This is a genomic window from Simiduia sp. (assembly GCF_058345725.1).
Window position 1 is genome coordinate 1 of the sequence record NZ_JBTUOC010000068.1, and the last position, 15,616, is coordinate 15,616.

Consider the following 15,616-nt stretch of genomic DNA (forward strand, 5'->3'; position numbering starts at 1 on the left):
CACGCATTGCTTGATTCAGCTGTTAAAGATCTCGGTTAGGCGCTCTGGGCCTCAACCGTGGGATGCGCATTTTACGCATCTCGCTTTGCCTGTCAATCACTTTTTTAAACTTCGTTCAAATCAGCGATCAACCGGCGGGACTTTGGAAATCAGGCACTTAGCTAAGCCAACACCTTGAACTTCAAACCCCCTCTCCTCCGTGCCGCCTTATCGGCGTTCCCCGTTGGAGAGGCGCGCATTCTACGGAAGTTTGCGCGCCTTGCAAGCACTTTTTGAAAATTAATTTTGAAACTTAACTTTCGCTTGCAACCCTTTGATTTCAAAGCGATCTTGCCGACCACCCTGCTTTCAACAGGGCGCGCATTATCGGGGAGACTTTATGAGATGTCAACTGGGGAAAACCACCGACAAACTATAGCCCAGACTTTAGATATTGCCAGTACTCAGCTATCCCGATCTCCAGCCGCAGCGCGCTGCGCGCTGCGGTACATCTGAAACTTACGCCACAACACCATCACCGGCCCAGAGGCGGCGTAGCCCGCGAAGATCGCCAACAAAATACGGGGGGGATCGATAGTGACTACGGCGAAAGCCAACACTATCGCCAACATGACAACAAACGGCACTCGCCCCTTGAAGTCCACTTCTTTAAAGCTGGTATAACGCACGTTGGAAACCATTAGTACGCCGGCAAAAGCCGTCACCAGCGCGCAAAACACCAGCAGGATTCCGTCGGGCGTCGACTCGGCACCCGCCCACACGGTACCGGCAACTAATGCGGCAGCGGCGGGCGATGCCAAGCCAATAAAGTAGCGTTTATCCACCACGCCAATCTGGGTATTGAAGCGCGCCAAGCGCAGCGCGCCGCCCGCGCAATAAGTAAACGCGGCGGCCCAACCGAACTTGCCGAGGTCCTGCAAGGCCCAACTGAACATCACCAGCGCCGGCGCAACACCAAAAGACACCATATCCGAGAGACTATCGTATTGCTCACCAAAGGCGCTGCTGGTATTGGTTAATCGCGCAACACGCCCGTCGAGCCCATCCAGCAGCATTGCCACAAATATGGCAATGGCCGCCGCCTCGAAGCTCTGGTTCATCCCTGAGATTATTGCGTAAAAACCCGAAAAGAGCGCGCCGGTCGTAAAAAGATTTGGCAGTAAATAGATGCCTTTATGGCGCACCTTTTTGCCATTTTCTTCCACCACTTCCACATGCTCATCTACCAGAGTGGTGGTCAGCGGCTCGGTGGCGCTCGACTCACAGGTGCCAGCTGGCTGAGCGTCAGTGCCACCGGATTGCTTTGAATTATCTGTCATATATTTCCCATTGTTTTACGCGCAACACTTCGAGTCTATCACCCGGAGCCTTAGTCACCAATTCGCCAACCGTTGGTAATTGGGTAGCGTCTATCGCGCCCGAAGCCACGCTTTGTCAGCCTTGGGCCGATAGGCGCCTGCCTGCGCTTGTATTCATTGAGATCCACCAGCCGCAGCACCTGTCGCACCTGAGCGGAATCAAACCCATCGGCCACAATTTGCTCTGCACTCCAATCTTGCTCCACATAGCGCTCAAGGATGGCGTCGAGCACATCGTAAGGCGGTAGACTGTCTTCATCTTTTTGATCGGGCCGCAACTCAGCGGAGGGCGGACGCTCGATCACACTGACGGGGATTACCTCTGACACCGTATTGCGGAACCGCGCCAATTCGAACACCACGGTTTTGGGTACATCTTTGAGCACATCAAAACCACCTGCCATATCCCCGTACAATGTAGAGTAACCCACGGCCAGTTCACTTTTGTTACCCGTGGTTAAGACGAGCAGCCCCTTCTTATTAGACAGTGCCATTAACAACACACCCCGGCAGCGAGCCTGGAGATTTTCTTCGGTGGCATCCAGAGCCAAGCCCTGAAACTCGCCTGCCAAGCCATCGGCGAACGCCGTGTAAATTGGTTCTATCCCTATCGAGCGGTAATTCACACCCATTCGGCGCGCCTGATCAGCCGCATCGGTCTGGCTGAGTTCAGAGGTGTAGCGAAACGGCATCATCACTGCACTGACGCTTTCGGCACCCAGTGCATCTACGGCAATCGCCAAGGTCAAGGCTGAATCTATGCCGCCCGACAGCCCCAGCACCACGCCTTTAAAACCGTTTTTGTTTACATAGTCACGCACCCCAAGCACAAGCGCCCGATAAACACTTTCCAACGACGGCAAGTCGGGTAACTGGGGGCCGGGCACCAGTTGCGGCACAGGGGCCAATGCCACATCTAGCGGATATAGCCCCGCCTCAAAGGCGGGTGCCTGCATGGCAAGTGTGCCATCGGCATTCACGGCCATCGAGTGGCCGTCAAACACTAACTCATCTTGCCCACCGACCTGGTTGACGTAGACCACGGGCATAGCGCCCTGCTTTGCACGCTCCGCCAGCAACTGGCGCCGCTCGGCCGTTTTGCCTCGATGGTAGGGCGACGCATTAATATTTAGCATCAATTGGGCACCAGCCGCCTTGGCCTGCAACATGGGCTCGGCCTGCCAAATATCTTCGCAGACCGTGATGGCCATTTTGGTACCAGCAAACTCGACGACGCAGGCCTGATTGCCCGGCAGGAAATACCGCTTTTCGTCAAAAACCTGGTAATTGGGCAAGCATTGCTTGGCGTACTCTGCCACCAACTTCCCGTTCCAGATGAACCCCGCCATATTGAATACACAACCGGCGACAACTTTGGGGTAGCCCACCAATAACGCTGCATTGAGCTTCGCATCACAAAGGCGGGTAATGGCGCGTTCAATTCGCCACTCCAGGCTCGGACGCAACAGCAGATCCTCGGGCGGATAACCCGTCAACATCAACTCGGGGAACATGACAAGGTTTGCACCTAAGTCCCGCTCGGCCTCTTGAGCGGCCTGAATGACGCTATCTGTGTTGCCGTCGATATCGCCAACCAACGGATTCAGCTGGGCCAGTACCAGCCTGATCGATTCAGTTTTCATAGCTTACAACCCAATTTCGGGGGCGCTATTGTCTTTGAAAGTGCATCTGAAAGCAAAGTACCCTCCCATAAAGAAGGCCCACAGCACGCTTCTCAGGCATCGCAACAAAGAGCGCCGCCCTACCGCACTGACTATTCGCCAACCTCACTAGGGCTAAGTACCTTAGTGGATGCCCCCGCCGGCCGCGACTGCGATATAGTAAGCGCCTGACTCACACTGAAGATAGCCATGACTACGAGCGAATCAACGCTGGCCCAGGATGAACTTCTTGGGCTAGAAAGCACACTGACGTTACTGCGCGTTTATAGCTACTACCGCGTCTTGCTGGGCAGCCTGCTGCTGTTTATGTTTCACGGAGGGATCACCCCTAAACTCCTGGGTAACAGCGCGCCAGACATCTTTTCTTATACTTGCATAACCTATACCGCTATCGGCATCTGGACACTGCTCTCACTTTGGCGCAAAAATTTCCAACCCACCCAGCGCCAACTGCTAGCCCAGCTCTGCATAGATGTATTGGCAATCACACTGCTTGTATACAGCAGTGGCAGCAATACGTCGGGCCTGGGCTACCTGCTTATCATTACCGTCGCTTACGGCGGCATTTTCCTGAATCAGCAACTCTCTTTATTACTGGCCTCTTTTGCAAGTATTGCCGCTATCGGTTCGGGTATTCTTGAGGCCGTAAGGCCACAGGGCGCCGACAAAAGCCTGTTTGCCGCAGGCGCACTAGGTATACTGCTATTTTTAACGGCATTACTTTTTCGCTATATCACGTTGCGACTGCAAACCAGCCAAGCAGAAGCGCGCAGCCAAGCCGCCTATGCGCAACACTTGCAATCGCTGGCGCAACAGGTGGTTGAGCGCATGAACACGGGAATTATTGCCGTCAATCGCGAACGCCGGCTCCTACTTGCGAATAACGCCGCGTATCGGCTATTAAGTAGACCAGCTACAGAACCCATAACCGCGCTACCGGCAGACATTGAGCAAATGCTGAACCACTGGGAGGCCAGTGGCGCAAGCAAACAACAGATTTACAAGCCCGAAGGCAGCAGTAAAGAAGTACGCGTAAGTTTTGCCGCGCTAAAGATTGATCAACAAAGTGACACGCTGATATTTCTTGAAGACAATCGACAACTGATTCAACAGGCACAGCAACTTAAACTAGCATCTCTGGGGCGATTGACGGCGAGCATTGCTCACGAGGTGCGCAATCCACTGGGCGCCATCAGCCATGCAGGTCAGCTCCTTGCCGAGGCGCCTAACCTGGACCCGGAAGATAAAAAATTGACCGCCATTATTGCCCGCCACTCAGAGCGGGTGAATGCCATTATCGAAAATGTGCTGCAACTGTCGCGTCGCCAGCAGGTAAAGGCAGAGACATTTAATCTCATTACTTGGGTGAATAACTTTGCCGAAGAGCTCAAACAGGCACCCGATGCAAACACCAGTGTGACGGTACACCACTACACCGACAACTTAATTGGCACTATGGATACCTCTCAATTACATCAAGTGATGACAAACATCTGCGACAACGGTTTACGCTACAGTAGACAGGCCACGGGCATATCGCACATCACCCTTGCCACCGGTATCGATGAGCGATTTGGTCTGCCATACATTGACGTTATCGACGAAGGCCCAGGCGTACCCGCCCAACTCTCTGCCCAACTTTTCGAGCCCTTCAATACCGACAATCCAAAAGGCACAGGGTTGGGACTGTATCTATCGAAAGAGCTTTGCGACGCCAATGAGGCCAGCCTAGAATACAAACCAACAGCCGACGGAAAAAGCTGCTTTCGCATCTGCTTAACTCATGAACAGCGAGTACTCAACTGATGACCAGCCACGCTCTCATTGTGGATGACGAACCCGACATCTTAGAACTGTTGAACATTACGCTGTCTCGCATGGGCGTTCAGTGCGACACCGCAGAAGATCTAACCACGGCCAAAGCTCAACTTGCTCAACGTAAATACGATATTTGCCTTACCGACATGCGCCTACCCGATGGCAATGGTATCGCCCTTGTAAAGTTAATCCAAGAAAAGTATGCCAATACCCCCGTGGCGGTCATCACCGCCCATGGTAATGTCGATACCGCCATCGAATCCATGAAAGCCGGCGCGTTCGACTTCTTATCCAAGCCCATAGACATCGACCGCCTACGCAAACTGGTCTCTATCGCCATAAAAGTTCCAGCAAAGGAAACACTTCCGGAAAACACCTTGCTAGTAGGTAAAACGGAAGCTATGGACCGCCTTAAGCAACAAATCAGGAAGCTCTCCCGCAGCCAGGCGCCGGTATTGATTACCGGTGAGTCTGGCTCTGGCAAGGAGTTAATCGCCCGCTCCATACATTTGCAGGGCCCTAGAGCAGAGGAACCCTTCATCGCCGTAAACTGTGGCGCCATCCCCAGAGAGCTTATGGAAAGTGAATTTTTCGGCCACAAAAAAGGCAGCTTTACCGGCGCAAACACCGACAAGTCCGGGCTTTTTCAGGCAGCCGAAAATGGCACTTTGTTTTTGGATGAGGTGGCAGACTTACCAATGGACATGCAAGTAAAATTACTTCGCGCTATTCAGGAAAAAGCCGTGCGACCCATTGGTACCCAACAAGAACTACCGACGAACGTCAGAATACTCAGCGCTACGCACAAAGACTTGCGCAATGAGATAAAAAATGGCAATTTCCGACAGGATTTGTATTACCGTATCAATGTTATCGAGCTATCCGCCCCAGCGCTGCGCGAGCGCAAAAAAGATATTCCTGTATTAGCCGAGGCTATATTGCGTCGCCTTGCCAGCGAGTACAAAACCGAGCCGGTGCAGCTATCAGCCGCGGCACTGAGCGATCTGATGGAATACACATTCCCGGGCAATGTAAGGGAGCTGGAAAACGTTTTGGAGCGCGCATTTACACTTTGCGAACACAACCTTATTCAAGCCGTGGATCTGCAATTACAGCAGCTAACCCGCAGCGAATCAGCAAGCAATTCCACCGAACTTCAAGGCCATGCGCTCGATGAACACCTCGCAGAAATTGAGCGAGATTTGATAGTAAATGCTCTTGAAAAAACTCGCTGGAACAGAACTGAGGCAGCCCGCATACTGGGCATCACTTTCCGCTCCCTGCGCTACAGATTGCGCAAGCTAGGCCTGGACAATTAACCTCAAACTTCAGCGTAAAGACTAATAAGTCGCTTGACTGCCAAAGAATCTGCCTCAGACGCATAGTTCATTTTTTGGTTTGATCGGCCCTTGAAAGCTAATACTTTTTAACTGTTTCAACCCCGATTTCTCGACATCGGCGTAGAGCTGCGACAGAATCAGCGACAGCCAGTAGACAACCAAGGATGGTGAGATGTCTGATAGCAGCAGGAACGCGCCGTGCAAACCCCAGGTGCTCGCGTATCAAAAAGCCTTTACCCTTATTGAATTACTCTTCACTGTTGGAATCGTCGCATTGCTTACACTGGGCGCAAGTGCGACCTTTTCCATGTTAAACACCCGGCATCTCACCAGCACCACCGAACAACTTATGCACTTTGTTCAAGCGGCTCGTCAACTTGCCATGTCCCATCGCAAACCGACGATCATTTGCCCCACAAGCAACCACTCAAGCTGCGCCAAACGATGGACGGCTGACGCCATTGCGTTTGTAGACCACGACAAAGACGGCACTTTGAGCGACGGCGATCATATATTGGTGCATTATCGGCCCTCTTCCAAATCCATTACATTGGATTGGCGCGCTTTTGGCAGAAAGGCCTCTATAGCGTTTACCCACGAAGGATTTACCGCCCATCAAAATGGGCGCTTTTATATCTGTATGCGCAAAGGAGATCAATCCGAGGAGAGGCAGGTGCTACTTCATAAAAGCGGCCGTACTCGGCAGGCAGCGCCCGCCGAATACCGACGATCTAGCTGTATTTAACGCCAACAGTAATCTGCATTGGCCGCGGGCGTGGCTTTTTTCTCGCCCGTGTTAGTAATGGAGATTGTTGTGCACTTAGGATCAGCCTGCACAGGTGTTGCCGTTAACTCGTAAGTACGGCAGCGAGTTGCTGCCGTTGGCCCACAGCCTGCTGGCTGCACCGTAACCGACATAGTATACATGCCTTCAGTGCTGGATAAGCTGTCCAAATTCAGACCACAGGCAGCACCAGTGCAACCACTTGGCCCCGTTAGCACAGAGGTGTAAGAAATATACTGGGTAAAAAAGCGTTCTTGCAAACTGGTCAATTGCATTAAGTAAGCCTTGCCATCGGCTCGCCTAGCGCGCTGAGTTTGTTCGTTGTATGCAGGAATCGCAATAGCAGCTAGTATTCCCACTATTGCTACAACCATAAGCAACTCGGTTAGAGTAAAGCCATTTTGTGCTTGCTGTCGGCAAAAACTTTTCACGTTAATCATCACCCCGCCTTACATTTATCGACGTACCCGGCGGCATCAGCTGAATGTGAGTGACTTGGTTGTAGCCATTCGCGCCTGGCGTAAAGCGGTAAGTCACAATATCCCCCGCCTTAAGCAAATAGCGATTACTGGCTTTACCCTTCACATCATAAACTTTTACATTCAAGGCCATTGGATAGGCAGCATCATCAATCACCACGCGCTTATAGTCATCGAGGATACCATCAACAACACCCAAGCTTTCAAACTCTTTAGCTGAAATGCCCACCGCCAAAAACAAACTCACAATCAAAATAGAGAATCGCTTCATGTGCTTGCTCCTTAGTGAATCACTGACCACGAGGTACGGCGAGACGGCTTGGCCTCACCTGTTTGCACCTGATAGCTATTGATCTGACCAAGCGAGTCAGCTGTAAACAGACGGCTTGAAATCTTACTTAAACCACCGGGAATTGCGCCCAAGCTTTTACCATTAACAATCGCATCATCAAAGATTTTATTGTTATCTAAATCCAACACAGCAAAGCTTGTTTTACCACCGGTCATTCGATCAACAAACATCAGGTAGCCTGTCCCCCCTGGTGAACATTGCGTGTTCTCTGGCACCAAGGTGGCATAGAACAGTACATCCCGATCGACCAGCATTTCGATAACCGTTCGCTCGCCCGAATCCGGAAAATCCTCATACCAGCCGTACTTAGAGGTGCTGTTGCCAGGAATATAATTGACAACATGACTGGTTAAATCGCGGGTATCGCCGGAATTAGTAATGGTTTGCTCCACCAACTTGGACCGTGGCTGCCCAATGTAGGCGGCACCTGCATCCCAAATACCGTAAGCCGACTGCGTGGAAGTGGTGAAGTTATCGTTTGTAGCAATATACTGCCCCGTACCGAAATACACCATCAGATTTGGCCAAGTTGCCGCGGTCCTGCGAGTGGGGTGCACGCCGATGACAGGCATACTAGTAATCGGCTGGCGCGTCGCAGGCGTACACACCTCTGCCGAACATGCTTGGAACAGCGGCACCGGCGTGCTACCTGACTTGTACTCGACATCCCAGTTATTGGTGTTGCTATCGCTTAGATCAAACACCCACAAATTACCGTGTAGATCTCCCGCATAGGCTCTATCGATACGCGCATCGCCCGTGTGATCCAATATGAACGGCGTAGAAAGGCCATTACAATCACTACTGGAATTCTCACAGTTCGAACTGCTGATAGATCCAGCGCCAGTGCTAATGACCTTATAACCAGAGCCATCGAGGTAAACGATAAATAACTTAGCTTTTCCGTCACCGGTTGGATCGCTGTTATATCCATTGCCAAATATAGCCGCCCACTTACCGTTATTCATACGTCCAATTTGCGGTTTGCTGAATGTGTAGCCCAAATCATTGTGAGTAAATTCAAATTTAACCACATCGTTGGCAAAGGCTTCCCTCAGCTTACCCGGATCGGTTACATCCAATACAAAAATGCCCTTTGCACCACCGCCCATTGCACCTACCAAATAGGTTTTCCAGGCACTGCCTATGTACACATCGGCAACAGTTGGTGATCCATCCACATAGGGTTGATGGCCGTAGTTTTGCTCAGCTAGGTAGTGCATGCCTTGTGAGTTATTGGCGGAATACACCAACCCAGGGATATAGGCAAACTCCTCCTCGCCGGTATTGCCGTTAAAGGCATGTAACATCCCATCATTAGCGCCCACGAATACTAAGGGCGTACGGCTCGCATTGTTTTTGACATAGGTGTCGTAACTATCTGCTGGCAACGACGATTCAATGGTGTCTGGATAACGTGCATTAGGTGCTCCAGAAAATGCAGGTGAAGAGCTAATGATATCACCCAGTCGCTTGCCAAACCGCGAACGAAATTGCCCTGCAGATACACCCTCATTTAAACTACTACCCCGGAAATATTCCACAATATTCGTCAAATACGCCTGGTTTTCAGCGCGCTGTGTTGCATTCAATGTCGTCAATGGATTGGGCGCATTCTTCATCAAATCCGCCAGCTGTGCTGCTTGAAGCTCTGTAGTCGCAGGCAGGGTGTAATTGCTAGGAGCCCTAAAGGCCACGCCGCGCGAGCCATTAAACGTCACAATCTCACGAGGCCGCAGTAACAAATTACGCGAATCCAAACGAGTGGCCGCAGACCACTGTTGTGCGCCAATTTCGCCCGGTGTTTCGCTGGTATCCGGGTCACCCGAGCCGTCATCTTTCAGCCCGTCTTCAATTTCAAATGCCAGTAGATCGCCATGCCAGCCACTCGAATCAAATTTTGCCTGGAAGGCGAAGGTACCCGCATCAACCCGTGTGGAGTTAAAACTCACGGCCGAGGAGGAGCCCTGACGCTCATCAATACTCAAAAAGGCACGCCCCAATGCAGCGATCAGCTCGTCGGTATTATTTGCGCTCAGGTATTCCCCGCGACCATTCCACGCGGCGTGCACCATGTCATCAACCGTGGTATTGGTGTTTGCAACTGGTTCCGTCCAAGGAAAACTGGCTGCCTCAGGGTCATCTGGTCCACCTCCAGGCCCCGGGCCGGTGAGTGTGCCATTCACACCCAGCGCAACGGTGTAAGTCACCATATGCTGTGCGGTGTTGGGGTCGATAGTGCTGCCCGGTAACTTGTCCGCGTAGGTTGGTGCCAAATCCTTTTCGTAGTAGCGCATTGCAACGTCGGCCAGCGTATTGGAGTAATTGTCTCCGTAAACGCCCCCATCAAATGATGAGTTATTGTTGCCGTCTTCATTGCCCACGCCAGGACTACCACCGTTCCAATATCCATCTGACATTAGTACGGTGTAATTTTGTTGACACTCACCGCCATCTGCCACGCTATGGATTGGCGAGCTGGGCGAATTGATGCCAAAAAACCAATCGGAGGGCGTATCCGACTTGTCGAAGTACTTGCCCGCCTGGAGTAATCGAGTCCGCAGTGGCGTACCACCACTGGAGTTAATGCGGAACAAGTTTCGAAGTACGGTATTTTTACTCGTGCGCGCAGTGGTATTCACAGGCACCGTAATATCGTCCACGTCTTTAACTAAGGTGCCGACGCCATTGTTATTGTGCAAAGTCGCCAATCCAATCCGTGCTTTAGAGTTACTGATAATTTCAGACAGCGCTCGCTTAGAAACGTATTCACGCTTGCGGTAATAGGTATACCAATTGGCAAAGTTCTGTCTGTGGGCTGCAGTTAAAGTGCCAATATCTACGCGATCTGTATCGGCAATTCGGCACTCACCGTCTTGATAGCGGCCGTCGCCATTCGCGTCTACCCAGGGGTAATAGAAGCCGCCCCACGTATTAAAATCATCAGACAAATCCACCTTGCCTGTTTTAAAGTAGGGGTCGCTGTAGGCGTCGAAATAATTGCTGTTTGTAAAGGCGTCGCCATCTTCATCAACGCCCACCCAAGGCGTATAGGTACGAGCCGGGTTATAGGCCATGGCATTGTAGGCAACGCACCACTCTCGCTTCTCTTGATCAGAATCTGGGGTCCAATCTAGATAGCGGGTACCGGAATTATTCTCAGGTGTGTTGGATACCCCGTGCGCCGCAATCGCGTCATTCGTGAGCAGGTTTTCCCAATCCATTGAACCCGAATCATCCACGACCATCAGAATATTCGGCTGGACCTGGGTTGTCAGGTAAAGCGGTGTTTTTGATAGCTCACCGGGAGCGGCCAACACAGAGGCCGATGTGCCCACGGCGAGAAAACAGGCCAACACATGGTAAGCACCGTTACGCATTGCTGCTACACGCTTGTTCATACAACCAACCTCCTGACAATTGTCAGTGTTATTACTCTTCATATTCAAAAACGCCAGGGCCCTGGCCAGTCATAAAATGCGACTGCAATACCGAGTAGACGCTGGGATCGCGCCCCCAGCCAATGGCCGTGATTTTAAAGATGTGCGGCGCACCGCGCTCAATGGGCCCCGAGGGGCTCCACACAGGTGTACCACCTTGACTGCGACGGCCAACATATTCGATGGCATAACGCGGCCGAGTCGACACTACTTTGGTACTTAAATCCAGCACTTCTACACTATTAGTCCCCGTCCACGACTCCGGCTCGCTCACCGATTTGGTGCTGGGATTAAATTCAGCCTCCAATTTCGCAAGGTCGTTGATAAATAAAATACCCGGCACTGGGTAAGCGGCGTATAAGCCATCGGTTGTACCATCAAACTTAGCCAGCTGAGACGTGGCATTAATGTTAGCGGATAGATAGGCCTCGGCCGCACGCAATGCAGTTTCGGCAGCGTAGCGCGACAGTGCCCGCTGCTGACTATTGCTGGCCATTTTTTCTTGCAAGGTGCTGGACACCACCGATGACAAGCCAATCAAGCTCATTACCAGCAACAACACCATGGCAATGACCAAAACTGCACCGCCTTGGCGAGAGGGCAGTTGAGTAGTAATCTGCATCACAACGCTCCCGGCAGCTGATTTCTTAACATAATTGTTTTCGAAACGGTTTTTCGGGTTAACGGGCTACCGTCGTTAGTAGGCGCGTAGAGCACCGAATTAAGGGTGAGATTTAAAATGACACGATCGACGTCGTTCCAATCGGTAACACTGCTGGCATCACCGATAAATAATTTACCTGCAGCATCTAGCCATCCGTATTCTATCTGCAAATTTTCCACCCCTTCAGCCAGCTCTTCACCATTGCGCAGCAAAGCACAGTATTGGGGCGTTGCATCTGAACAAACCTCAGGTGCCGTAGCGGCAGCGCTGGTGCCCAATTTCCACTCTATAGCAGCAGAGGTTCCAGCGTATAAATAGGCAGGCGAACCGGTATCCATATTTAGCGCACCGTATACCCGCTGAAAGGCCGGCGAGGTATTTGACTGCCCCTCCGGCGAGGCAGTGACCGAGTTGTGTTCAATTAAACCGCCAGGCCCTGGCGTATTGGTAATCATAAAAACATCGGCGAACGAACAGTCGGTAATGAGTGCCACATCGTAGCGTTTTAACAGGCTATAACGCGGGTCGGCAGCATTGAGCGGAATAGAGGCAGTTTCATCGGACATGCCCCCTTCCAACAACGGAATCTGCGAAGCTGCACTGAAATAGCGGATAGTCAATTCGTCGCTGTTTCTAAGACCCGTGTTATCTTTGCCAGACAGAAAATTTTCAAAATCATAGTAACCGGCTTTGCGATCGGCCAGATGCACCTTAATCAGCGCATCGTCACCGGTGCCGCCCTCAAAGGGGATACAACCGACGTGGCCGGTTTGCGAAACATCCTCCTCAAGCACACCAAACAGATAACGCATGTTTTCCTGGATACGCGCCACACCCTCTTGCGAGCGCTGGGTCTGCGAGGCGGTAAAGTACAATTGCACCACGCCGGCCATAATAATCAAACTGATGGTGATGGAGACCATCAATTCAACCAGGGTCATACCCCGCTGTTGCATAGCGATTCTCACAACCTGAACTCCATTTGATAGCAGGTTAAGTCCACCTTGGGGTTGCCACCGCAGCCCAGATTAGAGGCGCCCGTGACATCGCGATCCCACATCACCAACACCGTATAAACGCCGCCGGCATAATTCACCGTCCCTCTGCCGCCGGGTAACCGGCTGGTTAGTTCTTCCCTCCAGGTGGCGGTATCCAGAGTCTTTTGCTGCGCAGCGGTGCATCCAGAGGTCGCGCAACTGGGCATAGTGACCGCAGTGTAAGTGTCTATGCCGTGATAATCGTCGTCATCGGTGGTGATCAATACATCGTTGTAAGCCAATATCCGGTCAACCATATTCACCGCCAGCACCTGAGCCTCAGAGGCAAAAACGGCGCTCTGGTTACTTCGGACGCTGCCAAGCTGCAGCGCCAACGCACCCAATAATCCAATAGCTAACACAAATAGCGCCACCATCAGTTCGATCATGGTGGCACCGGCCTGATGCCTAGCTTGGCTCATGAACACACCTCTTCTTTCTTAGCGATGGAGACGCTGCCAGATGGCGCGACCGTCAGGGTACTCACTGTGCGCGCTTTTGGAGTGCAGATTTTTAATGAGGTGCTGCTACCTGCAATGCGCTCACCGCGGCCATTAAAGCCTAGATAGCTGGCGCCAGCGGTTAGCTTGGTGGCATCTTTCATCCCTTGGTCATAGCGGAGAATACAATCCTCCGTTGCCGCGCACGCTTTAGTACCCAAATTGACAGTCTGGTCACTATTCAAATCGCGAAACACTATCCAGCCTCCTGCCCAATCGGTGGAAGCCAAGCAGTTTTCACCGTCATTCGACGGACAGACCACGACGTTTTTTCCTCGAGTAATGGCCTCGGAACGCGCCAATGCTAGTGCGCCGTTAAACCGAGTTATATCTGAATCCAAAGAGCGCTCTACGAGAAAGCTACCAAGCATTGGAATTCCTGCACCCACTAAGATGGCAGCCACCAAGAGGGTGATCATTAACTCAACAAGTGTAAATCCGACTATTTTGTTCATAGGATCATTTATACCAAAGGCAGGGGAAGTCCACCGTAGGGGGGCGATAGACGGAAAGGTATCGCGACCAGCGACTAAGCTAAGCACCTCACAGCCCAAAGACTGTGAAGCGCCTCACAAATCCTAGCGCAGCTCGCGAGGGAGCGAGAAGTTGATCGTTTCGAGAGCGCCAGCCATTTCGCTAGGCTGCTCAGCGCCCAGCTGCTCCAGATGCGCAATCACTGAGCGTACCAACACCTCGGGGGCAGAAGCGCCGGCTGTGACGCCGATAGCGCGCTTACCTGCAAGCCAGGCAGCATCAATATCTTTTTCAGAATCAATGAGGTATGCGCTGGCACCGCAGCGCTCGGCCAATTCGCGTAGTCGATTTGAGTTAGAGCTGTTCACAGAGCCCACCACCAGCACCAAATCACACTCTAAGGCGAGCTGCTTGACTGCATCTTGTCTGTTGGTCGTGGCGTAACAAATATCATCTTTGCGCGGCCCTTGAATATTGGGAAAACGGGCGCGCAGCGCGTCGATGACCAGGGAGGTGTCATCCATCGACAGGGTCGTTTGCGTCACGTAGGCCAGATTATCGGGATCTTGCACCTGTAGCGCCGCCACGTCTGCCTCATCTTCCACCAGGTAGATTCGACCGCCGTTGCCGCTATCGTATTGCCCCATGGTACCCTCAACCTCCGGGTGCCCCTGATGGCCGATCAGAATGCACTCTTTGCCCGCTCGAGAATAACGGGTGACCTCAATGTGAACTTTTGTCACCAGCGGGCAAGTTGCGTCAAACACCTTTAGTTGCCTGCCATCGGCTTCTTTGCGCACTGCCTGCGAAACCCCGTGGGCGCTGAAGATAACAATCGTGTCATCGGGCACCTCGTCCAATTCGTCGACAAAAACCGCGCCCCTTGCACGCAAATCGTCCACCACATATTTGTTGTGTACCACTTCGTGGCGGACGTAAATCGGGGCGCCGTAAACCTCCAAGGCCCGGTTCACAATATCGATTGCCCGATCGACGCCGGCACAAAACCCCCGAGGATTTGCCAGTTTGATCTGTGGCGCAGTCATTGGCCAGCCTCCAGCTGAGCGACGTGAACAACCTGAACGTCAAAAATAATTTCTTGGCCAGCCAGCGGATGATTAAAATCAACGGTGACTTCATCGTCGTCGAATGCGGTGATAACACCCGGCAGCTCTGCCTTTTGAGCATCGGCAAAGGATACCACCAAACCTTCTGCCAAATTCATATCAGCGGCAAACGTGGCGCGTGGCATCACCTGCACATTGTTTGGATTTGCCTGACCAAACCCCTGCTCCGGCTTGATAACAAAGGTTTCGCGTTGCCCTGCACTCATTCCCAACAGGCAACGCTCAAATCCTGGCAACAAACTGCCGTCGCCGAAATCAAATTGGGCGGGCGCGCCGTCGAAATTAGAATCTATCACGCTGCCGTCGCGTAGCTTCAGCGCGAAGTGAATGCTTAAACGGCTATTCTCACTTACCAACTGCACCATACTAATTACCCTGATTAACTTTTTCAGCCGGCTTACTACGCAGCATATCTATTATGAGCATGGCAACACCCAAGCAAATACCACTGTCGGCAATATTAAACGCGGGCCAATAGTGCGCCTCATAGTGCATAGAAATAAAGTCCACCACGTAGCCCAACTGTACTCGATCGATTAAATTGCCCACGGCCCCGCCGAG

General features: G+C 52.1%; 15 protein-coding genes. 3 read left to right on the plus strand and 12 right to left on the minus strand.

Annotated features, from left to right (window positions below):
• Positions 1–443 precede the first annotated feature (443 nt).
• The gene (pssA, locus tag ACW8F6_RS14345) at positions 444–1,319 is read right to left on the minus strand and encodes a CDP-diacylglycerol--serine O-phosphatidyltransferase (RefSeq protein ID WP_491576564.1); all 876 of its coding nucleotides are present in this window, start codon (positions 1,317–1,319) and stop codon (positions 444–446) included.
• A gap of 50 nt (positions 1,320–1,369) precedes the next feature.
• Complete coding sequence (locus ACW8F6_RS14350) at positions 1,370–3,001, minus strand: NAD+ synthase (protein ID WP_491576565.1); 1,632 nt, start codon at positions 2,999–3,001, stop codon at positions 1,370–1,372.
• A gap of 228 nt (positions 3,002–3,229) precedes the next feature.
• Between ACW8F6_RS14350 and ACW8F6_RS14355 the strand changes: the two genes are divergently transcribed.
• The 3 genes from ACW8F6_RS14355 (at position 3,230) to ACW8F6_RS14365 (ending at position 6,943) form a co-directional block, all read left to right on the plus strand.
• Positions 3,230–4,846 (plus strand): sensor histidine kinase, encoded by a 1,617-nt coding sequence (locus ACW8F6_RS14355; protein WP_491576566.1) that lies wholly within the window; start codon positions 3,230–3,232, stop codon positions 4,844–4,846.
• On the plus strand, positions 4,843–6,177 hold the full coding sequence (locus ACW8F6_RS14360) for a sigma-54-dependent transcriptional regulator (protein ID WP_491576578.1): 1,335 nt from the start codon (positions 4,843–4,845) through the stop codon (positions 6,175–6,177). The genes ACW8F6_RS14355 and ACW8F6_RS14360 overlap by 4 nt, the downstream gene beginning before the upstream one ends.
• A gap of 193 nt (positions 6,178–6,370) precedes the next feature.
• Positions 6,371–6,943 (plus strand): GspH/FimT family pseudopilin, encoded by a 573-nt coding sequence (locus ACW8F6_RS14365; protein WP_491576567.1) that lies wholly within the window; start codon positions 6,371–6,373, stop codon positions 6,941–6,943.
• Here ACW8F6_RS14365 and ACW8F6_RS14370 read toward each other — a convergent pair.
• From ACW8F6_RS14370 to ACW8F6_RS14415, 10 genes are all read right to left on the minus strand, one after another.
• Positions 6,940–7,422, minus strand: a complete 483-nt coding sequence (locus tag ACW8F6_RS14370; protein ID WP_491576568.1) for a type IV pilin protein — start codon at positions 7,420–7,422, stop codon at positions 6,940–6,942. The genes ACW8F6_RS14365 and ACW8F6_RS14370 overlap by 4 nt on opposite strands.
• Complete coding sequence (locus ACW8F6_RS14375; protein ID WP_491576569.1) at positions 7,415–7,732, minus strand: hypothetical protein; 318 nt, start codon at positions 7,730–7,732, stop codon at positions 7,415–7,417. The genes ACW8F6_RS14370 and ACW8F6_RS14375 overlap by 8 nt, the downstream gene beginning before the upstream one ends.
• An 11-nt stretch (positions 7,733–7,743) precedes the next feature.
• Positions 7,744–11,256, minus strand: a complete 3,513-nt coding sequence (locus ACW8F6_RS14380) for a pilus assembly protein (RefSeq protein ID WP_491576570.1) — start codon at positions 11,254–11,256, stop codon at positions 7,744–7,746.
• Positions 11,246–11,875, minus strand: a complete 630-nt coding sequence (locus tag ACW8F6_RS14385) for a pilus assembly PilX family protein (protein ID WP_491576571.1) — start codon at positions 11,873–11,875, stop codon at positions 11,246–11,248. Before ACW8F6_RS14385 ends, ACW8F6_RS14380 begins: the two co-directional genes overlap by 11 nt.
• Entirely contained in the window at positions 11,875–12,885 is a 1,011-nt protein-coding gene (locus tag ACW8F6_RS14390) for a prepilin-type N-terminal cleavage/methylation domain-containing protein (protein ID WP_491576572.1), read from the minus strand. The genes ACW8F6_RS14385 and ACW8F6_RS14390 overlap by 1 nt, the downstream gene beginning before the upstream one ends.
• Positions 12,882–13,376, minus strand: a complete 495-nt coding sequence (gene pilV, locus ACW8F6_RS14395) for a type IV pilus modification protein PilV (RefSeq protein ID WP_491576573.1) — start codon at positions 13,374–13,376, stop codon at positions 12,882–12,884. The genes ACW8F6_RS14390 and pilV overlap by 4 nt, the downstream gene beginning before the upstream one ends.
• A complete protein-coding gene (locus ACW8F6_RS14400; protein ID WP_491576574.1) occupies positions 13,373–13,909 on the minus strand; it encodes a GspH/FimT family pseudopilin in 537 nt (178 codons plus the stop codon). Before ACW8F6_RS14400 ends, pilV begins: the two co-directional genes overlap by 4 nt.
• 123 nt (positions 13,910–14,032) lie before the next feature.
• Entirely contained in the window at positions 14,033–14,974 is a 942-nt protein-coding gene (gene ispH / locus ACW8F6_RS14405) for a 4-hydroxy-3-methylbut-2-enyl diphosphate reductase (RefSeq protein WP_491576575.1), read from the minus strand.
• On the minus strand, positions 14,971–15,420 hold the full coding sequence (gene fkpB, locus ACW8F6_RS14410; protein ID WP_491576576.1) for an FKBP-type peptidyl-prolyl cis-trans isomerase: 450 nt from the start codon (positions 15,418–15,420) through the stop codon (positions 14,971–14,973). Before fkpB ends, ispH begins: the two co-directional genes overlap by 4 nt.
• Before the next feature lies 1 nt (position 15,421).
• Positions 15,422–15,616: signal peptidase II (locus ACW8F6_RS14415; protein ID WP_491576577.1), on the minus strand; the 195-nt coding region annotated here is incomplete at its 5' end.